Origin of the sequence: Pseudoalteromonas sp. C8 (genome assembly GCF_011378685.1) — a bacterium.
Lineage (GTDB): Bacteria > Pseudomonadota > Gammaproteobacteria > Enterobacterales > Alteromonadaceae > Pseudoalteromonas > Pseudoalteromonas arctica.
Window position 1 is genome coordinate 97,323 of record NZ_WTKT01000001.1, and the last position, 21,489, is coordinate 118,811.

Annotated in this window: 20 protein-coding genes and 1 riboswitch; of the genes, 4 read left to right on the plus strand and 16 right to left on the minus strand. The window is 37.9% G+C overall.

Translation table 11 applies throughout. The annotated features are described in order from the left end of the window. Nucleotides 1–41: 41 nt before the first annotated feature. The 3 genes from GQR39_RS00415 to GQR39_RS00425 form a co-directional block, all read right to left on the minus strand. Nucleotides 42–1,868, minus strand: a complete 1,827-nt coding sequence (locus GQR39_RS00415) for a TonB-dependent receptor (protein WP_165734547.1) — start codon at nt 1,866–1,868, stop codon at nt 42–44. A gap of 36 nt (nt 1,869–1,904) precedes the next feature. Next, nucleotides 1,905–2,089: riboswitch (cobalamin riboswitch) on the minus strand. A 63-nt stretch (nt 2,090–2,152) separates the two neighbouring features. Further along, nucleotides 2,153–2,938 carry an ABC transporter substrate-binding protein gene (locus GQR39_RS00420; RefSeq protein ID WP_165734548.1) on the minus strand — a complete coding sequence of 262 codons (786 nt, stop codon included), beginning with the start codon at nt 2,936–2,938 and terminating at the stop codon, nt 2,153–2,155. 467 nt (nt 2,939–3,405) lie between these two features. After that, nucleotides 3,406–3,888 (minus strand): YajQ family cyclic di-GMP-binding protein, encoded by a 483-nt coding sequence (locus tag GQR39_RS00425; protein ID WP_007377833.1) that lies wholly within the window; start codon nt 3,886–3,888, stop codon nt 3,406–3,408. A 152-nt stretch (nt 3,889–4,040) separates the two neighbouring features. On the opposite strand from GQR39_RS00425, the gene GQR39_RS00430 reads away from it, so the two are divergent. Then, entirely contained in the window at nt 4,041–4,394 is a 354-nt protein-coding gene (locus tag GQR39_RS00430; RefSeq protein ID WP_007581666.1) for a VanZ family protein, read from the plus strand. Continuing rightward, on the plus strand, nt 4,387–5,289 hold the full coding sequence (locus GQR39_RS00435) for a 2-dehydropantoate 2-reductase (protein WP_101164301.1): 903 nt from the start codon (nt 4,387–4,389) through the stop codon (nt 5,287–5,289). The genes GQR39_RS00430 and GQR39_RS00435 overlap by 8 nt, the downstream gene beginning before the upstream one ends. A gap of 40 nt (nt 5,290–5,329) precedes the next feature. On the opposite strand, the gene thiI is transcribed toward GQR39_RS00435, so the two are convergent. Both thiI and GQR39_RS00445 read right to left on the minus strand, forming a co-directional pair. Next, complete coding sequence (gene thiI / locus GQR39_RS00440; RefSeq protein WP_101164302.1) at nt 5,330–6,787, minus strand: tRNA uracil 4-sulfurtransferase ThiI; 1,458 nt, start codon at nt 6,785–6,787, stop codon at nt 5,330–5,332. A 324-nt stretch (nt 6,788–7,111) separates the two neighbouring features. Continuing rightward, nucleotides 7,112–7,804 carry a TetR/AcrR family transcriptional regulator gene (locus GQR39_RS00445; protein WP_024592300.1) on the minus strand — a complete coding sequence of 231 codons (693 nt, stop codon included), beginning with the start codon at nt 7,802–7,804 and terminating at the stop codon, nt 7,112–7,114. 198 nt (nt 7,805–8,002) lie between these two features. On the opposite strand from GQR39_RS00445, the gene coaD reads away from it, so the two are divergent. Then, on the plus strand, nt 8,003–8,494 hold the full coding sequence (gene coaD / locus GQR39_RS00450) for a pantetheine-phosphate adenylyltransferase (protein WP_010553185.1): 492 nt from the start codon (nt 8,003–8,005) through the stop codon (nt 8,492–8,494). A gap of 35 nt (nt 8,495–8,529) precedes the next feature. Here coaD and GQR39_RS00455 read toward each other — a convergent pair whose 3' ends face one another. From GQR39_RS00455 to argC, 9 genes are all read right to left on the minus strand, one after another. Further along, the gene (locus GQR39_RS00455) at nt 8,530–9,036 is read right to left on the minus strand and encodes a hypothetical protein (protein WP_121954216.1); all 507 of its coding nucleotides are present in this window, start codon (nt 9,034–9,036) and stop codon (nt 8,530–8,532) included. A 104-nt stretch (nt 9,037–9,140) separates the two neighbouring features. Further along, nucleotides 9,141–9,653: a hypothetical protein gene (locus GQR39_RS00460; protein ID WP_165734549.1), complete on the minus strand. Its 513-nt coding sequence runs from the start codon at nt 9,651–9,653 to the stop codon at nt 9,141–9,143. A gap of 997 nt (nt 9,654–10,650) precedes the next feature. Continuing rightward, nucleotides 10,651–11,184, minus strand: a complete 534-nt coding sequence (locus GQR39_RS20165; protein WP_010553180.1) for a hypothetical protein — start codon at nt 11,182–11,184, stop codon at nt 10,651–10,653. A 15-nt stretch (nt 11,185–11,199) separates the two neighbouring features. Then, nucleotides 11,200–11,406, minus strand: coding sequence for a hypothetical protein (locus GQR39_RS00475; RefSeq protein WP_010553179.1), 207 nt, complete (start codon nt 11,404–11,406; stop codon nt 11,200–11,202). 265 nt (nt 11,407–11,671) lie between these two features. Continuing rightward, nucleotides 11,672–13,537 carry an argininosuccinate lyase gene (gene argH, locus GQR39_RS00480; protein WP_007581654.1) on the minus strand — a complete coding sequence of 622 codons (1,866 nt, stop codon included), beginning with the start codon at nt 13,535–13,537 and terminating at the stop codon, nt 11,672–11,674. Nucleotides 13,538–13,586: 49 nt separating this feature from the next. Beyond that, complete coding sequence (locus tag GQR39_RS00485) at nt 13,587–14,789, minus strand: argininosuccinate synthase (protein WP_007581653.1); 1,203 nt, start codon at nt 14,787–14,789, stop codon at nt 13,587–13,589. After that, nucleotides 14,786–15,718 (minus strand): ornithine carbamoyltransferase, encoded by a 933-nt coding sequence (locus tag GQR39_RS00490; protein WP_024592295.1) that lies wholly within the window; start codon nt 15,716–15,718, stop codon nt 14,786–14,788. The genes GQR39_RS00485 and GQR39_RS00490 overlap by 4 nt, the downstream gene beginning before the upstream one ends. A 7-nt stretch (nt 15,719–15,725) precedes the next feature. Beyond that, nucleotides 15,726–16,493, minus strand: a complete 768-nt coding sequence (gene argB / locus GQR39_RS00495; RefSeq protein ID WP_024590035.1) for an acetylglutamate kinase — start codon at nt 16,491–16,493, stop codon at nt 15,726–15,728. Beyond that, complete coding sequence (gene argC, locus GQR39_RS00500) at nt 16,494–17,504, minus strand: N-acetyl-gamma-glutamyl-phosphate reductase (RefSeq protein ID WP_165734550.1); 1,011 nt, start codon at nt 17,502–17,504, stop codon at nt 16,494–16,496. It lies immediately after the preceding gene. Nucleotides 17,505–17,728: 224 nt separating this feature from the next. On the opposite strand from argC, the gene argE reads away from it, so the two are divergent. Continuing rightward, a complete protein-coding gene (argE, locus tag GQR39_RS00505; RefSeq protein WP_165734551.1) occupies nt 17,729–18,889 on the plus strand; it encodes an acetylornithine deacetylase in 1,161 nt (386 codons plus the stop codon). A gap of 65 nt (nt 18,890–18,954) precedes the next feature. On the opposite strand, the gene GQR39_RS00510 is transcribed toward argE, so the two are convergent. Then, nucleotides 18,955–19,887, minus strand: a complete 933-nt coding sequence (locus GQR39_RS00510; RefSeq protein ID WP_165734552.1) for a hypothetical protein — start codon at nt 19,885–19,887, stop codon at nt 18,955–18,957. 75 nt (nt 19,888–19,962) lie between these two features. After that, nucleotides 19,963–21,348, minus strand: coding sequence for a DNA repair protein RadA (radA, locus tag GQR39_RS00515; RefSeq protein WP_007581643.1), 1,386 nt, complete (start codon nt 21,346–21,348; stop codon nt 19,963–19,965). Nucleotides 21,349–21,489: the final 141 nt, after the last annotated feature.

Consider the following 21,489-nt stretch of genomic DNA (forward strand, 5'->3'; position numbering starts at 1 on the left):
AGCCCGACATAAGTCGGGCTTTTTAATATTAATAAATACCGTTAAAACTGGTAGCTTGCGCCTGCAAAAAAGCGACGCTCTGGAGTGTTGTAGTAATACACTTGACCCGTTGTAAAATCTGTATTTGAATCAACAGCGTTATACTCTTTATCAAATAAGTTTTCTACACGAAGCGAAACTTCAATATGCTCATTTACTTGATAATTACCCGCTAAGTTCCAAAGCGTGTATGACCCTAAACGCGTCACAGCACCTTGTCGGTCGCTACGGTATTGCATGTCTAAGCTCGCATCAAACGCACCAAACTGTTTTGCAAGTTCCCAATTAAATGTACGTTTAGCAACATTGCGTAACTCTGCGCCCGTTTCTTCGTCTTCTGCACTTAAATAAGCAAAGTTAAGGTTGCTATCAAAACCAAAAAACTGCTGAGATAAGCTAAATTCAACCCCTTCATAACGTGCTTCATCAATATTAGCTAATGCAAAGTTTGCATCGTAATCAATTTTATCTTCTATATCGTTTCTAAAAATTGCAACATCAACTTGCGCAATATCAAAGTCCACACTCAAACCTAACTCACGGTTTACTGATTTTTCAGGCTGTAAATCAGGGTTACCATAAAGTGGGAAATATAAATCGTTAAATGTAGGGGCTTTAAAGCCAGTACTTTGGCTTATACGAAATGTTGCATTTTCAGATAAATGATAACCCGCAGCGGCTGTATACGTTGTTTCGTCGCCAAATTGCTCGTCGTCATCTTGGCGAACAGTTAAATTAGCTAATACTTTATCTGCATCGTAGTAAGCACCTACAAACACAGCAAGTACACCTCGGCTGTCTTCAACAAATAGTTGCGAACTATGAGATACATCATCGTTGTACCAATTGATACCACCACTAATGTTAAGCTCATCAGATAATAGGTATTGGCCGTTATAATCAATTTGTGTGCGTTTAGTTATAAAAGTACTTGTTGTTGGTCCAACTGAAAAATCAACATATGTATTGTCTGAATCATCCGTTGCTAGCGCTAAATCAATACTGTGCGTTTGGTTAGTGTAGTTTTTACTCCAACCTGCAGAAAGCTGATAGTTTTTAAAATCATCTCGTTCAATCGTACTGTCGGCTGGGCTAAAGCGGCTGTCGTAATCTGCGAAACCTTCACTGTATTGACCTAATAACTTAAAGTCGCCGTAGTGTGCATCAGTATAATTTACTTTAAAACCAAGATTTTTATTTTCATAGCCATCTTCATCTGGTGCTACGCCTTGCAGTACATCAAAGTTATCTGTTTTTTCAAAGCCTGCATTAAATGCTGTTGTTATATCGCCTGATTTTACAGAGCCTGCCACTTGATAATTTTGGTAAGAATCAGAACCAAACGTAGCACTCACAGATAAGTTATCTGATTCACGCGTTATAATGTTAATTACGCCAGCAAGTGCATCAGAGCCGTAAACAGCCGCGCGAGAACCCTTAATAATTTCAATGCGTTCAATACTATTTAAAGGGACATTATTTAATGCTTTTTGACCAAGTGTTGCTGAGCCTGTACGTACACCGTCAATCAAAATTAGCGTATCGCCAGAGCCAGTACCACGAAGTGACACACCTGTATTTTGGCCAAAACCACCGTTTGGATTAACCTGAAAACCAACTCGCGTGCTTAATAAGGTTGGTAAATCGCGTACGTTGCTTGCTTCTATTTCTGCACGCTCAATAACATTTACACTTGCTAAAACGTCATTGATTGATTGCTCAAATTTATTAGCTGTAACGGTTATTTTTTCAATTGATTGCTCTGCGCCAGACACAGAAAATGAAAGCGCAGCAGAAATAGCAACGCCTAAAGTTGTTTTGTTTAACATGATGTCCCCTACCTTTGCCCACCGCAAAGATTTAAGTAAGTAAGATTGCATCAAGGCCGGTCTCCGGACTCAGTAAGCACATCAAAATATGCAATACTTTACCGTTGCGGGGGCAGTGTTGGGCTTGTAGTCATCATGAAAACGCACCAACTTCCCGATTATCCTGCTAAAAAAATCATTACATGAAGTGGCTAGCAAGCACCTTGAAAATATGTCGCTATTGTGAGTATTTTGTTTACAAATGTCAATGGACGTCTATACAGCTAAAAACCTTTAAAATGCAGTTAGGGGCTAGTATAGTTTGAAGAAACTCCATATTTATCAAGTAGCTTCTGAAGTTGTATTTGTGCAGTAGGTAAGCTTAGTATTTCATCCATTTTATTACTAGTGATCTTATTTGATTTAGAGTTAACTAAAAAGTGCGTTTTATAAACGGCATCTGGTACGTTACTTTTATAGAGTAAATCCATATTAAAAGTATTTTGATTTTTAATATATTGGTAAGCAATATTATTTAAAACACCTACTTCCGCGCGCTTTAATAGCAGCATTTTAACCACATTGAATTCATCGATGGTTAAACTTACCTGATGTTCCTCACTTAAAAATTCGGCATCGGTATTAAATCCAGCAAATTGATACGAGTACCCCAATACCCCAACCTTTGTTAATGACGTAATGTCGTCAAAGTAAGCTTGCTCATTTGTATTTTCTTTAAGCGTATAAAGCTCATTTTTGGTAATGGTATAAAATTCGGTTTTTTTAATATTCTCTTGCGCTGATTGTGGGATCCATTGCAGTGCCATTAAAAATAAAACATCAAAATTATTTTTTTCAACTGACAAAGCAAGCCTTTTTACAGGTAGAGACTCAAGTACGAAGTTAAACTCCTGCTGTGCGCCGTTTAAAATCTTAATAAACTCAGGAGCAAAACCCTGTTTTTTTTGCGCATTAATAATAATGGGAAAGTAGCCATCTTCAACCAGTACATCAATATCAACTGTTTTTGATAAGCTTGGTTTGGTAAATGTAAGCAAAACAAATAACAAAAATAATTGATGACGTTTCATTTTAATACCTTCTAGGGCGTGTTGATCTTTGTGGATTGAAATTTGTTCAATCTAGGGGCGATTAAATCGCGGCGCGAGGTTTGTAACCTAGTGGGCTAAGTAAAAACCGAGCAACAAAGAGTTAATCGTCCCTAGAAAGAACCCAAAGGGCAGCGCATGTTTGGTATTTATGCTGCGTTATCGCCTATTCATGGGGAATAACCACACTACATAGGCTCCGCCTTGCCTAAAAACCAAACATACTGCTGCAAATTCACCCACCAAAGATCAACACGCCCTAGTGTGAAGTACTTAATTGCATGTGATTAAATATAATAGCTTAAATATCAAAAAGGAGATTAATACATACGGGAGTATCTAGGCAATAAAGAGGGATAATAGTGAGATATTTAAAAAGAGTAAGTAGCTTCAATCTGTCTGTAAGTATAAACAGATTAAAGCATGCTTAATTTAAAACTATTTATTAATTAATCGCGGAAATTTTTAAACTGAAAAGGCTGACCTAGCTCAGCACTGCGCACTACTTGCATAGCCTCTTGAAGATCGTCACGTTTTTTACCCGTTACACGTACTTCTTCGCCTTGGATAGCAGCTTGAACTTTAACTTTAGAGTCTTTAATGGCTTTAACTACTTTTTTAGCCATGTCCTTTTCGATACCTTGCTTTAAGCCAACGTTACGAAATACATTTTTACCTGCACGGGTAATATCTTGAAGCTCTAAGCTTGATACATCCATACCACGCTTAGATATTTTGTTAGCTAAAATATCAAATAATTGCATAACCTGAGAGTCTGCTTCAGCTTTAAGCTTAATTGTTTTGTCATTTAGCTCAATAGATGCATCAACGCCTCTAAAGTCAAAGCGAGTCTCTAGCTCACGATTTGCATTATCAACTGCGTTTTTAGCTTCGTTCATTTCTACTTCAGATACAATATCAAATGAAGGCATTGGTTTGCTCCTAACTATTTAATCTTAATTTTATGTGGCAATTATAACGCTAAAATTATAAATCTTTACATTTTTCTGCATCTTGTTCAGGTGCGATATTAAATTAGTTTGATATACTTGCGCCTCTTTTTTAAGCGATTTTAGGATTTGTCGTGACAAGGCGTGTTTATCAAGCAATTTTTTTAATCAGCATAGTAGCTTTTACCTTTTTATTTGCCAAAGAAATAAAAGGTGGCGTTGTAAATTTATTTCCTCATGTTGATAAAGTCGCCCATTTTGGGATTTTTTTTATACTAGCCATAATAATGGATAAAGCGTTTAAGCTTCCTTTATATGCGCAAATACTTTTATTGGCAGGTTATGGCGCCTCTATAGAAATAATGCAAGACGCACTTCCATATAGGCAAGCATCACTCGGTGATTTTTTTGCTGATTTTGCAGGTGCCGCAAGCTACTTTTTACTTAGAGTAATTTTTACACCTCGAAAAAAGAACCCATATGGCTAATATTTTAATTGTCGGCGATGGTGCTATTGGCTTGTTACTTAGTCATTTTCTAAGTGCGTCGCATAATGTCAGTGTTTTAACTCGCAAAAGCCCAACAAATACCCGCTTTTATAGTCGAGGTAAGGGTGCATCTAAAAAAATTGACGCACAATTTATTTCATTAAATCAGCTAAATAAAGCGGCTGAATTTGATGTTGTTTTATTTACCGTTAAAGCCTTTCAAGTACTTGATGCATTTACGCAAATAAAGCCATTTTTACCAAATCATTGCTCTGTTGTACTTTCGCATAACGGAATGGGTAATGTTGATGAGGTAAATAGCCAGCTAAGCACTCACCAAGCACTCTACTTTTTAACGACAAGCATAGCGGGCTTTAAATCAAACCAATACATTGTGCAGCACACTGGTGAGGGACAAAGTGTTATTGGTGCTTGTAATGAATTAGCTTTTCAAAATAGCGCGCCAATAGCTGATATTTTTAAAGTAATACCCAGCCTCAAGTTTACTAATAACATTCAGCAGCTTCGTTTTGAAAAACTACTCGTAAATATTGCCATTAACCCATTAAGCGCTTTAAGTAATGTAAAAAATGGTGAGTTACGCGCACCTAAGTACAACGCTATAATTTTTAATGCACTCACTGAAGCATGCAATATAGCAAACGTACAAGGGCTTAATATCCCATTGATTAAAGCACTTAATACCGCTTATAAAATAATGGAATTAACGTCTGACAATTACTCCTCAATGCAGCAAGACGTCGCGCATTGCAGAGAAACTGAAATATCAGCTATATGTGGCTATATTAGCCAACAAGGCAAACTTCACGGTATTCCTACACCTTACAACGATGAGTTGTTTGTCAAAATTCAGGCAAAAAAAAGCGTGGTATAAACCACGCTTATATAAATTCTTAACTTTAAGACGACAAACCTTATGGGCGGTAAACTTTTACAGTTTCAAAGCCTTGTTCGTGCAGCATAAGTGCCTGTAGTTGGCTCATTACGCCTCTATCACAATATAAATAGTAGTCGGTGTCTTTTGGTAAATCACCAAACTTAGTAGCTAAACGGAAGAACGGCAAATGCACCACTTCAACACCATCGATTGCAAGCGGTGCAGCTTCTTCTTCCTCTGGTGAGCGAATATCAACTACCACAGAGCCTACAGGCAAATCAGCAACCGATTCAGCTTCTTTAAGTTCTTGTTTGGCTTCTACGTCAATATCACGCACGTCCATTATACGTGCGTTGTTTACAACGGTATCAAGTACATCAAAGTCGAACTTTTCTTCTTCACCAAGAATAACGTCTATTTTGGCTTTAACCGTTGGCTTTTTAGAAATAACACCACAGTATTCAGGCATTGTTTCTGCCATTTCGGCCGTACCAATTTGACGAGCAATATTAATAATTTCTTGCTTATCGTGTTGAATAAGCGGGCGTAAAATAAGCGTTTCAGTAACACGGTCAATCACGCTTAAATTCGCTAATGTTTGACTAGATACTTGGCCAATACTTTCGCCAGTGACAAGTGCTTGAATGTTTAACTTTTGCGCAACCACACTCCCTGCGCGCATCATCATACGTTTAAGTACAACACCCATTTGGCTGTTTTCAACGTTTTCTAAAATTTCAGCAACAACAGGTTCAAAATCAACCGTTACAAATTTAACTTTATGTGTAGAGCTGTATTTTTTCCATAAGTAGTAGCTTGCTTGCTTAACGCCAATTTCGTGCGCTGCGCCACCTAGATTAAAGAATAAAAAGTGTGTTCGTGCGCCTTTACGAATCATTTGGTAACTTGCTACGCCAGAGTCAAAACCACCAGACATAAGCGAAAGCACATCTTCTTGAGTTGGCAGAGGAAAACCAGCCATACCAAAATGTGTATGAGAAACAATGTAAGCTTTATCGTCTTTTACTTCTAGGCGTATTGTTACTTCTGGGCGGCTAAGCTTTACGCTTGCGCCTTCAATATGTTGATTTAATCCACCACCAACATAACGCTCTAAATCAGTTGAGGTAAAATCGTGTTGCCCTATGCGCTTAGCACGAACACAAAAGGTTTTACCTACAATAGTATGACCAACTAAAGCGATGGTTTTTTGATAAATATCATCAAGAGTTTCGAATTGTGTTTCGGTTACTTCAATAAATTGAACAATGCCAGGGATGCGTTTAAGGCTATCGATAAAATCAAGGCGAACTTGCGCGTCTTCAAGCTTTGTAACAACTGAAATGTTATCCCAGTTATTTCTTACTTGTACTTTTTCGTCAACACGGCGCAATACAATTTTAATGTTATTTTCTAACACTTTAGTAAAGCGTTTACGGACTGAACGGCTTTTAATGGCTATTTCAGGATGTAGTTTGACGATAAATTTAAGCATAGTTCACTCTTAGACTTCGGGAATTCGCGCTCCCAGGCATTTGGCGCGGGATTATAGCAAAAAATTCAGCGCCTAGGAAACAGCCTATTACTATCGATTAAACTACAGCTAGGGCCTGTTTATCTTTCGAGGTTAAATTTGCAGCAGTGTGTTTGGTATTTAGGCAAGGCAGAGCCTATGTAGTGTGGTTATTCCCCATAAATAGGCGATAACGTAGCATAAATACCAAACAAGCGCTGCCCAAAGGGTTCAGCCTAGGGGCGATTAACTCTTTGTTGCTCGGTTTTTACTTAGCCCACTAGGTTACAAACCTCGCGTCGCGATTTAATCGCCCCTAGATTGAACAAATTTTAATCCTGAAAGGTCAACAGGCCCTAAGGCTTGTTGCGCTAGTTCAGTATATTTTTCACGTAGCAGGTTCATTTTATCAATGCTTTTATCGGTACTGTACGCTCTAAATAATGTAAGTACTTTTAAAATGCCATGATATATATCTTGCTCAGCAAGCGTACCACTTGGCCTACGGGCTTTAATATAAGGCGTCCAAAAACTAACCGTTAACTTTAATGTATGTGCTAAATCAATGACATCTTGCTCATCAATAGCAATCATTTCACTGTCGCGAAGTCCTAAAATAATTTTACGAACTTGCTCTAACAACTCTAACTGAAAATCAATATAAGCTTGTTTTAAATCAGCATCTCTAGAGAGAATATCCCCGAGATTATCGTAAAAAAAATGATAGCGCCACATCAGCTCAAATAACGAATCTAGGTAAGCCGTTAAATGATTAAATGCATCATCATCTTTATTAATAGGTTTAAAGTGAGTATTTAAATGATCGCGATACAGCGCAAAAATATGACGGATAATGTCTTCTTTATTTTTAAAATGATAATAAAGATTACCCGGGCTCATCCCTAAGTTTGATGCAATATGATTTGTCGTTATTGCACGCTCACCATTTTCGTTAAACAACAAAATACTGGTGTGTATTATTTTATCCTTGGTATTCATATGCTAATACTCAAATTATCTATAGGCTACATTACACTCAAAAGAGGTAAACAGTATAAACAAATATGAATCATTAAAACACTCCCACCATGGACTGACCTGTTTAAAGAAAGTAAGTGTTTATATGCTTTTTTAGCTAGGCTGCTTTGTGGCATAAACACTGTTAAACTAGCGCTAAAATAATAAATAGTGAACATTATGAAAGTTATTGCAATTTACCCTGGCACCTTTGATCCACTAACTAATGGGCACACAGACCTTATTCAACGTGCAGCTAAAATGTTTGATACTGTATTAGTTGCGGTTGCTAATAACCCAAGTAAAAAACCCTGCTTTAACCTTGAAGAACGTGTTGAGCTTGCAAATACTATTTTAAGCCACATAGATAATGTTAAGGTAATTGGTTTTTCTGGTTTATTGGCTGACCTTGCGCGCGAGCACAATGCTAATGTACTTATTCGCGGTATTAGAGCTGTATCTGATTTTGACTATGAATTTCAATTAGCTAACATGAACCGCCGCCTGAACCCCGACTTAGAAAGTGTATTTTTAACACCCGCAGAGCGAAATTCATTTATTTCATCAACACTCGTTAAAGAAGTAGCTCGCCACAATGGTGATGTAAGCGAGTTTGTAGACCCTGTAATTGTTAAAGCGCTAAAAACTAAATTGGGCTGTGGTGCCAGTTAATAATAAATAAGGCCTGTTAGCACTGAAATCCATTACTAATAGGCCCTTTTATTAAACACTTTATTTAGCTTTCCTTCTAACCAAGCAAGTTTTAAAATATCTTTACCTATAAAGAAAACTAAAACCATGGTCAAATCTGTAAAATTTATACCTACTATGTACACCCACCAGAACCACCAAAATTCATAATGGTGCATAACATCATTATCTATATACATTGCAAAAAATAGTGAGGTGTTTATACCTAAACCAAATAATAAATAAATGTATACGCTGCTAATCTTTATAAAAAAACCAGATAAAATAATAACAAATAGAGTAATAATATCGAATAAGAAAAAATCGAAGTAAGTAATCGCGTCCATATCAATAAACATACTAGAAGAGTAAGAAAGTGCCATGATGAAAGATAGCCAAACAATGCTTTTATCTGCGCTATTTATCGAACTTGCTAAAGAATATAAAAAAGCCATCAAAAAGCCCCATTGTACAAAAATACCTATATAAAAAGAGATATTTGTATTTAAAAGTAGCTCAACCATTTTACTCCAACACTAGATAAAAAATTATTATACCGCTTTACATATTACGGCAACATCAAATAAAGGCACAAAATCACTCTTCTTTTAAGTTGAGCTTTACTGCCTCAGCGATCTAAACTTAACTTTCTAACACATATTAAAAGCTTGTTTAAGCCTAAAAAATCCTTATTGATGATTAATACCAATGCCATGGTAAAATCGACAAAATACATCCCGAATGTGTAAATGGTCCAAAACCACCAATAGTAAAGGGTGCCAACGATTACAATGTCGTAATGCATACCCAGGAACAGACACGCATTAATAAATAGACCAACAATTACATAGACAAAAGCAATGGGGACAGGATTTTTACATACAGCTCGCCAAAGTAATAAAGTACCTATGGTAGCAAAATCAAAATAAAAGTAATTTAAGTGAGGAGTCGAAGTTCGAGGATCCATAAAAAGACTTGAAGTATAAGAAACCAGCATAATGAATGATAACTGTAGCAGGCTTTTATCTGCCTTATTTATACTTGCTGATAGATTATATAAAAATGAAATTAAAAAGAACCAAGTAAATAATAGCCCTATATTATCGCCTAAATCGACAAGACTCCAGAGTAGGTCAGCCATCAACTGTCCTTTTCAAACTAGTAATCAAACCATTTCTAAATTTCATCAAGTATAAAAAATCTTTGTTTATAAAAAATATAGCTACCATTATAAAATCAGCAGCGTTGACCCCTATCGCGTAAGCATTCCAAAGCCACCAGTAGCTTGTATTATTTGATATATAGATGTCGTAATGCATGAGAAAATGCAGGGTTGAGTTTATAGCTAAACCAGTAATAATATATAGATAGGTAATACCATCATGCCAGAGCCGCCTAAGGGAAATGATAACTAGGAGAGTTAAAATATCGGAAAACAAAAAATCTAGATAAGTTACCGTATCCATACTTGTAAATATACTAAACGAATATGAAACACTCATAACCAAAGACAAATACACTCTTTCTTTATTAGGCTTATTAATCGAATGAGCAAGGGAGTACAAAAAAGCCATAAGAAATCCCCATTGTACAAATGCACCTATGTACAGAGAAACTGTTGGGCTAATTAAAAGCTCATTCAATATTTTTCAACTTTTTAAAGTTCAATGTAACCCCTCTTTTAAAAATGGTATTTTTATTGAATACTAGTGAAAGAAACATTAAAACATCGAACATATTAACGCCAATAGAATAAACACTCCAATACCACCAAGGCTCATAGTTATATAAAACGTATAGATCGTAATGCAATATTAAGGTGAGCACAGCATTTATTATTAACGCAAAGATGATGAAGTGAAAAGCTATAGAGCGGTGAAGTACTTTAAAGTACTCTAAAATTAACAAAACTAAAATTGTAATAAAATCGTAGAGCGCCCAATTTAAATATAAACTTTCTAATAAGTTTATGTAACCACTGGAAATATATGAGCAGAGCATAAGCGCAGATAAATAAACCGAGGATTTATTTTCTTTATTTATACTGGAAGCTAAACAGTATAAGAAGGCCATTAAAAACCCCCATTGAGAGAAAGCTTCTACATAATCCATCAGGGCTTCAGTAACGTACATTTAAGTTAGGTTACTTTATGGGTATCGTTTGACTTGAAGTAGTTGAGAGTTTTATTTTTTAATTTATGAAGACCGAGAAAGTCTCTATCAACAATTAATGCGACAACCATTGTTAAGTCTATTACATTTACACTATAAAGATAAATATCCCATAGAATCCAAGGCTCTTGATTACCATAAATATAAACATCTAAATGCATAAATAACACAAGAATCATATTTATGGAAAGACCTGTAACTAAATATAAGAGAGAAGTACTAGAACGCTTTACTACACTATAAGCAATTATTAAACTAGCAATAGTAATAGCATCATGTATAGCCCAATCAAAATAAGTTGTATTGTAATATGATATCCAGGTATAAAGATAATCAGTTGCAGAATAAGAAACCATCATAATAAGTGAGCTGATTAGTAAAGTCGTATTTCTTTTAACACCTAAACTATAAACAAAAATGTTAAAAAAGAATGCCATCAAAAAAGCCCACATAACCAGGGCTGATAGTGAAAAAAGACCAAACAGCTCAAATAAAAACATCGAATACCTATATAACTATTTTGGGCGAGAACCAGTCCCACCAGAAAGTAATGAACCACCACGCTGTAAATCAGTACTCGCAGCAGTCATTGCCTCTTGAGAGAAGCTTACTGTATCAGATTGCAGGGTTTTAGGGCTAGCAGTTTGTTCCATTGCAGGCTTTAATTGTTGTGTTTTGTTGTATGCTTGCATTTGTACTTGGCTATTAGCTGAAACTTGCATGTGATTGATCCTTGTAAAAGTTTTAATTATATTTGGTGCAACTTTTAACCACATTATTATGTAGATAAATGCATCACCTGTTTAAAGTAGTGATAGCTATTTTGCTATCTACCTTATACAAAGCAACCAATGTGCCAACTTTTTTTGACACCTTAAAACTCACTCAAAACATACTTATATAATCAAACCAAACAGCTCCGACCAGTTTACTACAAACATAAAAAAACGCACAGGGATAACCGTACGTTTTTTGTATCCAGGGAGTTTAAGCTACGTATTTACACGGGATCTCCGCACGTGTACTTAGCTTCAAAATATATTCCATTGCTACTTCGTCACAATTTTCTTTACGAAGGCAAAGTTCACAATCTTTCATTACTTTTTCAGGCAAAGAGTCTTTGCTACAAAAAGTAAAACGTTGTTGTTCAAAAAAATCTGGTACGCGTGTTAATACAATAACTCGGTTAAGTGCCAATTTTTTGGCTTTAGTAAGTAGATGATCTACAAGCTGTCTACCCTGCCCCGACACTTTACTTTTTGGGTCTATACCCAATGAGCGTATTTCAGCAAGGCCGGTATCGTAAATGTATAACGACGCACAGCCCGACACTTTTCCATTTATTTCTGTTACTGCAAACTCGTTAATAGAGTGCACCATATCGCTTTTTGCACGAGGCAGGTTTTCACCTACCGTTGCCCAATGCTGTATAAGTGTGGCAATTGCTTCTACATCATCTAAATTTGCATCACGTACCGTTATTTGCTGTTTTTTTTTGGCTTCTTTAACAGCATTAGTTACTTGTTCAATAGACGTCCCACCAAGGGCTTTACGTGCTTTTATACACGCATCAATTTCAAGTACTGGGTAAACATCGTCTTCAAATACAGTGTTTACTGATTTGTACTGCTCAAGCGATAGCTCTTCAAGCGTTTTACCTTCGCTAATCGCAAGCTGTACAAGTACACCTACAATGTGATGCCCTTCTCTAAATGGCACACCTTTAGCAACTAAGTAATCAGCAAGTTCGGTGGCGTTTGCATGCCCTCCTTTTGCTGCAGCAAGTGTCTTATCACCGTTTACTTTAACGCCTTTAATACATGCTTGCGCCATATGAATACATGCAAGCCATGTTGGCATAGCATCGAATAGGCCTTCTTTGTCTTCTTGCATATCTTTATTGTATGCAAGCGGCAGCGCTTTTAACGTCATCATCATAGCGCTAAATGCACCAAACACACGTCCGGTTTTACCGCGAATAAGCTCGAGTGCATCAGGATTTTTTTTCTGAGGCATGAGCGATGAGCCTGATGTTACGTTATCAGCAAGCTCTATAAATCCGGCTTCACCCGAATTATAAAAAATCAAATCCTCTGACATACGAGATAAGTGAATCATCGAAATAGACGCACAACTTAAAAGATCTAAAACAAAATCACGATCAGATACACCATCAAGGCTATTTTTTGTAGCCGCTGTAAAACCTAATCCGTGTGCTAATGCTTGGCGATCAATCGGATAAGCTGTACCTGCTAATGCACCACTGCCTAATGGGCAAAAATTCATGCGCGCTTTAGCATCTTGCAGGCGGCTTTCATCACGCTCTAGCATCTCTACATACGCCATACACCAGTGGCTAAACAATACTGGTTGTGCGCGCTGTAAGTGCGTGTAACCTGGTAATATTGTGCCAAGCTCTCGCTCTGCAAGCGCTACAAATTCACCTTTAAGCTGTGCAATAGCATCTAGTAAATGGTCAGCCGTATCACGGCACCATAATCTAAAATCGGTGGCAACTTGGTCATTACGGCTTCGGCCTGTATGTAATTTTTTAGCTAAATCACCTACTTTTTCAATTAGAGCTGCTTCAACATGTGAATGAATATCCTCTGCACCTGAAGTAGCTACCGCTTGTGGATCTGCTTTAACTTCTTCAAGCAGCTCATTTAATGCAGCCACTAATCTTGTGTGCTCGTCACTTGAAAGTACACTTACCTGTTCAAGTGCACCAGCCCATGCCACAGAGCCAATAATATCTTGCTCTGCTAACTGGTAGTCAAAGGGAAGAGAGTCGTTAAATTGCTTAAACGCCTCATCTGGACCCGTAGAAAAACGTCCGCCCCATAATGCCATGAAATCTCTCCAAACCCTGTAGTGCCCCTTTTATAAGGGGCGTAATAAATTACTTTTTAGCGAGTGCTGAAATTCTGCTTGAAAGCGAGAATAAACGAATAAAGCCTTCAGCGTGTGACTGGTCGTACACATCATCTTCGCCAAATGTAGCAAATGCTTCGCTGTATAAGCTATTTGGTGACTGCTTTTGAACTGCAGTTACTTGGCCTTTGTATAGCTTAAGTACCACTTCACCTGTTGCCACTTTAGAAAGTGCTTCTGCGCCGGCTAAAATAGAATCTTTAAGAGGCGTAAACCAACGGCCGTCGTATACTAAATGTGAAAACTCACCACCCAATACTTCTTTCCACTTACGGCTTGCTTTATCAAGCACTAGCTCGTCAATGGCTTGAAGCGCTGCCATAATGACTGTGCCGCCTGGCGTTTCATAACAACCGCGTGACTTCATGCCAACTAAACGGTTTTCTACAATATCAACACGTCCAACACCATGAGGCGATGCAATATCGTTTAATTTAACTAAACAATCGTAAGGTTTAAGTTCTACGCCATTTACAGCAACCACTTCGCCTTCAACAACTTTTAATGTTACTAGTTCTGATTTATCTGGAGCTTGCTCTGGAGAATTAGTCCAAGTCCATACTTGCTCAGTTGGTTGACACCATGGGTCTTCAAGCTCACCACCTTCGTGCGAAATATGCCATGCGTTAGCATCACGGCTATAAATTTTTGTAGCAGATGCTGAACACGGAATGTCACGCTCTGCTAAGTAATCAAGTAATGATTCACGGCTCGATAAGTCCCACTCACGCCATGGCGCAATTACTTTTAAATCAGGGGCTAGTGCTGCAAAACATGATTCAAAACGAACTTGGTCATTACCTTTACCAGTACAACCATGAGAAAGTGCATCAGCACCTACTTTACGTGCAATTTCAACTTGTGCTTTAGCAATAATTGGGCGCGCCATAGAAGTACCTAATAAATAAGTACCTTCGTAAATTGAGCCCGTTTTAAGCGTTGGGTAAATGTAATCACTTACCATTTCATCTTTTAAGTCAACTACGTAACATTCAGATGCACCAGAGGCAATTGCTTTAGCTTCTACGCCTTCAAGTTCTTCAGCGCCTTGACCTACATCGGCAACAAACGCGATTACTTCACAGCCGTAGTTTTCTTTTAACCATGGCACGATAGCCGACGTATCAAGACCACCAGAATAGGCTAAAACGACTTTTTTAATTGAACTCATAGGTGTTCCTTAACAAAATTTGGATTTAGTAATGTAACTAGCAGAGCATTTTGCGCATGCATGCGATTCTCTGCTTGTTGAATGATTTTTGATGCTGGACCATCCATTACCTCAGAGGTAATTTCAAATTCACGGTGTGCCGGTTGGCAATGTAATACCGTAGTCGCACCTGTTTGATCTAGCAATGCCTGGTTTAATTGATAAGGCATGTATTTTTCTTTTACTTGCTCAAGCGGCGTTGTATCACCCATTGATACCCATGTATCTGCGTATACAACGTTTGCACCAACCGCAGCTTCAACTCTATCGCTCACCATGACTGATGCGCCATTCATTGCTGCAATTTGCTCTGCTTTTTTAAGTATTTGTGAATCTGGCGAACACCCTTTTGGTGTTACAGCAACAAAGTCAGTACCTAGCGTTGCGGCAAGTAACATCAATGAATGAGTCACGTTATTGCCCTCACCTAAGTAAGCTACTTTAAGCTGACTCACATCGCCATGTACCTCTTGAAGTGTTAAAAAATCAGCAAGTGCTTGGCAAGGGTGGTACAAGTCACACAAGCTATTTACCACAGGTACCGATGAATATTCGCCTAACGTGGTTAATGTGCTGTGCTGATTTACACGCGCCACAATACCGTCGGCCCAAGTAGAAATATTAAGTGCAAAATCTTTAATTGATTCACGTGCACCCATAGCGCCATTTTGCTGATCTAAATAAACAGCATGACCACCAAGGCGATTAATACCTATATCAAACGATAAACGTGTACGTAAACTTTGCTTTTCAAACAATGTTACGATTGATTTACCCGATAATACTTGGCTGTATTTTTCTGGCTTTGCTTTTATATCTTGCGCTAACTTTAATAAATTAAGTGCGCCTTCTTGGTCTAATTCTAAACCCGTTAAAAAATTCTCAAACATAATAAACCTATGGTGTAATCTTTGTTCCGACATGCTCGCCTTGCAGCAGAGCAGTTAAATTTTCTGGCTTTTGCCAGCTGGAAATATACACACCGCGTCGTAAATGTTGGGCAGCGTGAAGGCTGGTCTTAACTTTGACCTCCATCCCGCCCACAATTACTCCATCTGTAATTAAAGTATCAATGTGTTTTGTGTCAAGTTGATGTAACGGTTGTTTATTTGCGTCAAGTACCGCTTCTACATCCGTCATAAAAATTAGTTCTGCATTTAAATTACTGGCAATAGCCGCTGCAGCTTCATCTGCATTTACGTTGTACCACAAGCCTTGTTCATCAAAGCCGATAGAGCTAACAATAGGTAAACGAGAAATTCTAAGTAAATCATTGATGATAGAATCGTCGTTACTTGTGCATTTACCTACTAAGCAAAGCGCTTTTAATTTTTGAGTTGCAGTAACACCCGCCTCAAAAAGACTTAAGCCGACAGGCTTATGCCCTGCGCTTATAGCTTGAGTCATTAATTGTTTATTAGCGCAGCCTGCAAGCGCACCCACTATATAAGGCATTTGCTCTGCTGGACTAATACGTAAACCTTGGTGTTTAGCACTAGCAAAACCCGCTTGCTTTAGCCATGTATCTACTAAAGAACCACCGCCATGAACAATGACAAACTCATCATCTTTTTGCTCGCTTAGCACGTCAAATAACGCTTTTGCTGCATTTTCTGTATTAAGTACTGCACCACCGAGTTTAATAACCCACGTTTTTTTACTCATTTAAAACGCTCCTTTTAAGCCCGTAGTGTGATCTAAATTCATAGAAATATTGATACACTGCAAAGCTTGTCCAGCAGCGCCTTTTAATAAGTTATCAATGGCAGACATTACAATTAACTGCGTGCCTTGTTGCTGCCAGCCAATATCAACAAATGGTTGCTTAGCAACACCTTTAATTGAAGGTATTTTATTGCCTAACAAACGAATTAATGGCTCGTTAGCAAGCACTTGATAAGCAGATGCAACGTTTTCCTTGGTAACGCCAGGCTTAAGTTGTACATAAATAGTTTCTAAAATACCGCGCGCAAAGCTACCTAAATGCGGTGTAAATAATACTTTGTGGCCAAGGTGTTGTTCAATTTCAGGACCGTGGCGATGGTTAAACAAACCATAAGGTGCAAGCGATACCTCACAAAAATGTGTTCCTACACTCGCTTTACGCCCGGCACCCGTAACACCCGAAACGGCATTAATAATAATACTTTGATCGCTCAATAAGCCTGCTTGTTTAAGCGGTTTAAGTGCATTGAGCGCCGCTGTTGGGTAACAGCCTGCAACAGCAATTAGCTTTGCGTTAGCGATAGCATCATGGTTCCACTCTGCTAAACCGTAAGCCGCTTCATTTAAAAGCTCTGGGTGTTGATGCTCAAAACCATAGTAAGTAACGTAATCATCATTACTTGCTAGGCGATAACCACCAGACAAATCAAATACTTTTTTACCCATAGCTAAAAATTGAGGCGCTAAATCAACACTTACTTTGTGATCGGTACATAAACATACATAGTCAGCATCATTTTGAATGTCATCAAAAGCTGATGCACTAAGAGGAAGTAAAGGACAATCTAGTAAGCCAAGGTGCTCTGGATATAAATCACTTAGTAATTTATTTTTATCTAAGCTACCCTCAGATACATAACAGCCTGTTAAGGTAAGGTTTGGATGATTAGCAACTAAGCTTGCTAACTCTGCGCCGCTATAACCGCTTGCGCCAATAATAACTACATTCATTGATTACTCGTTATTTTAAAATTTACTGCTAAATATATATGTTGTTCGCTTAAACTAGCTAAGACGCTAAATTAAGACTTAATTTAATGAATTTGTAGATTATCGTCGCATTATTTCCATAGCTTTACTTTAATATATTTATGCTTAAAAAGTGAATTGATATTCATCATAAATACTTTTATATTGTTATGCAATTAAATTGAATAATAATTTTGGATTTTTTTATGCCTTTGCCTTCGTTTATTTCTATGTATCAACAATTGATTGCAGCCCCTTCTATTAGTGCAATTGAAGACAGCTTGTGTATGAGCAATAAAAACGTAATTGAACTCCTTGCGAGGTGGTGCGAAACACTCGGTTTTACGTGTGAAATTATTGAATTAGAAGGAGGTAAAGGCCGCTTTAATTTATTAGCAAAGCGTGGAAAAGGTGATGGCGGGTTAATGCTTGCGGGCCACACTGATACAGTGCCTTTTGATGACAGCCGCTGGAACCACAATCCGTTTAAACTTACTGAACTCGACAATAAATTGTACGGGCTAGGAAGCATTGATATGAAAGGTTTTTTTGCTTTTGTATTACAAGCAATTAGTGAACTTGATGAAAAGCAGCAAACTCAACCTATTTTAATACTCGCCACTGCCGATGAAGAAACAACTATGGCAGGTGCACAGCAAATATGTAAGCACCCTAATTTAAAACCTGCGCGTTGTATAATTGGCGAACCTACTGATATGACGCCAGTATTTATGCACAAGGGCCATATGAGTACAGCAATAAGAGTGGTTGGTCGCTCTGGGCATAGCTCAGATCCCGAACGTGGCCTTAACGCCATTGAAGTAATGCATAAAGTGATTACAAAATTGATGATCTTAAAAGAGCAATTAAAGCATAAGTATTCAATAAATCACTTTGAGATTCCTTATCCAACATTAAACTTAGGTAATATTCATGGTGGCGATAATGCGAATAGAATTTGTGGTTGCTGTGAAATGCATATAGATATGCGCCCATTACCAGGTTTAAGTGTACAAGAACTACAAGCATTAGTGCTTGATGCAACAAAAGAGATAAATCAGCAATACCCAAATGCGGTGAGCGTTATTGATTTACATGAACCAATCCCGGCATTTAGTGGTAGCACCGACAGTGCTTTAGTTAAAATGGCTGAAAAAATAGCAGGGCAAAAAGCGGTCGCGGTAAATTATTGCACTGAAGCGCCGTTTATCCAGCAACTCGGTTGTGAAACAATCGTAATGGGCCCAGGCTCAATTAACCAAGCGCATCAGCCTGATGAGTTTTTAGCGATGGAAAAAATAAAACCATCACAACAAATAATCACCAATATCATAAAAGCAAACTGCTTTAGTAATCAGAGTTACTAACTGCTTATAACAACACAAAATAATAAAGGCGCCAATTGGCGCCTTTATTAATACAAAACTAAGGCTTAATCACCTTTAACTTCTAAGTTAATAAACTTAACTAGCTCTTCAGGTTGCCCTACTAGCATCATAACTTGTTGGTTAATTTCCATCATAGTTTTACCTTCAGGTAGCTTTGCAGACACACTGAATGAATTTAAACCTTTAGCAAAGCTTGTTAAAGCCTCTGCAATATTTTCAGTTACAGGAGCCTGTTGTAACTGCTGCTCTAGCGTCATTTCCATCTGCTCTAGCGTCATGCCTTGCTTTTCAAGCTCGCTTGATAGTAAATCTTTTAACTTACCTTGGTTATTTAAGGCAAAGCTAACATTGCGCGGCTCTAACTTACTCATTGCTTGCATAACAAGTGTTTGCTGCTGTAACTCTTGCTCATAAGTAAGTGGCTGGTTACCCGCTTCTTGCTGCGCTTTACTAATCGCTAATGAAGCATCCATTAATGCTTTTGAATTAGCCAAGCCCATATCCATATTAAAACTAACAATGTCTTTTGCATCAAGCTTAACTACTACATCACTATTGCCAGACTCTTCATCGTAATCAAGTGATGAATGTAAGTCGTAACTTGCCGACGCGAGCATTTCGTTTGTATCAGCAGGTAATTTTGAAACAAAGTCTTTATCAAACTGAAAGCTTTTTACATCAAATGATGTATGCGGTGATATTTTATCTGGCTCGTAACCAGTTATTTCAATGCTTTGAATATTAGCAACATTGTCGCCCTCTGGGCTTATTACTTCCATGTTTGTTATTTCTACGCTTTTTGAAATAACACTTGCCGATAAACCAGCATATTTAAATGTAGCGCCAGTTTGCTCGCTTACTAAAGCAAGTTGCTTATCTACTTCTGCACGCACTTCTTGTGTAGCTACATAATTTGCATAGCTCACGCCACCAACGCCCGCAGCTACAATCGCTGCAACTATTACTAACTTTTTCATGTTATTTCCTTATTCTATTCTTTGTGTAAACCGAGTTTTATTAAGAGTAACATTACACATTAACACCCGTAAGTATTAATTAATTAAACTAAGCAACTCATGTACTGTTTTAACTGGGGTAATTTTAGCGCCCAGCCCTTCCATCGACTTATGGTAATTACGAAATGGAATATATATTTCTGTAAAACCATGTTGTGCCGCTTCTTTAACACGTGGTACGCCACTGTCAATTGGGCGTACATCGCCATTTAAGCTAAGCTCACCCATAATACACGTGGTACGAGGCACAACAAATTCGTTTAAGCTGCTAAGTAACGCGGTTACTAATGCTAAATCAATACAAGTTTCTGTTTCATCTATTCTTAGGCCACCCACAATATTAAAAAACGTATCGTGGAATATTTTGGTTTTAGTGTGTTTTCGTAATATGCCAGTCAGCATTTTTATGCGGTTCATGTTTAAACCAACGCAAACACGCTGCGGAAATTCCGCCTCGGTTTCGGTAGTTAAACATTGAATCTCAAGTAGTAAATTTCGATTCCCTTTACGGATACAGGTAATTGTAGAGCCTGGCGAGTCAGTGGTTGAACCCGACAAGAAAATTTCGCTCGGGTTATCAACGCTTAACATCCCACGTTCGCACATTTTAAAAATGCCAACGGTATCTATATCACCAAAGCGGTTTTTATTTGCCCTAAGGGTTCGAATTTGCCCATCGTTGGTGTCTATGTGTAAAAGCGCATCGACAATATGTACAAGTGTTTGAGGACCTGCTATTTCGTTATTTTTATTTACATGAGCAATAATGAACATGGTTACATCATTTTGCTTACAGTATTGAGTCAATGCTTGGGCGGCGCTTTTTACTTGCGAAGGGGAACCTGGGCTACCATTTGCCGTTTCGGTTACAACCGCTTGAATAGAGTCAATAACAGCAAACTTAATTTTATTTTTCTCGAGCTCTTCAATGATGGTTTCAACACTGGTTTCTGAAAGTAAATAAAGCTCGTCAGGGTTATAGTTTAACTTTAAACGATTTACCCTGTTTTTAAACTGCGATAATGACTCCTCGGCCGTACAGTAAAGTGACGGCATACGTTGTGACATTCTCGCCACTAAGTCAGATAGCAAGGTTGTTTTACCAGCACCTGGATCACCCGAAATTATATTAACAGAGCCGGTAGTTACACCACCGCTTAGTACACGATCGAGCTCGCCAATTTCTGTCAGCTGTTTTTCTGCCTCTGACGTAGCAATATCATTAATTTTTTTAGAGCCGCCACCAGCACCGCCAGCATAACCACCTACACTTGCTCGAACTGACGCTTTTTTACTCTGCCCTGCTGAAGGTTTAAATTCTGCTAATGTGTTCCACGCACCGCAGCGGCATTGACCCTGCCAACGTGGGTAGTTCATGCCACATTCTGTACACACAAACTCTATTTTTGCCGCTTTAGTCATTTATAACCTTATCTACGATTCTCTAATTTTAAAAACATTTACTGTTAATAACTTATTTTGCCACTTCAAGCATTTACTTAGCAACAAACTCTTGCCTGCGTAAAAATCTAGCGTCACAATCATTAAATACACATGATGTTT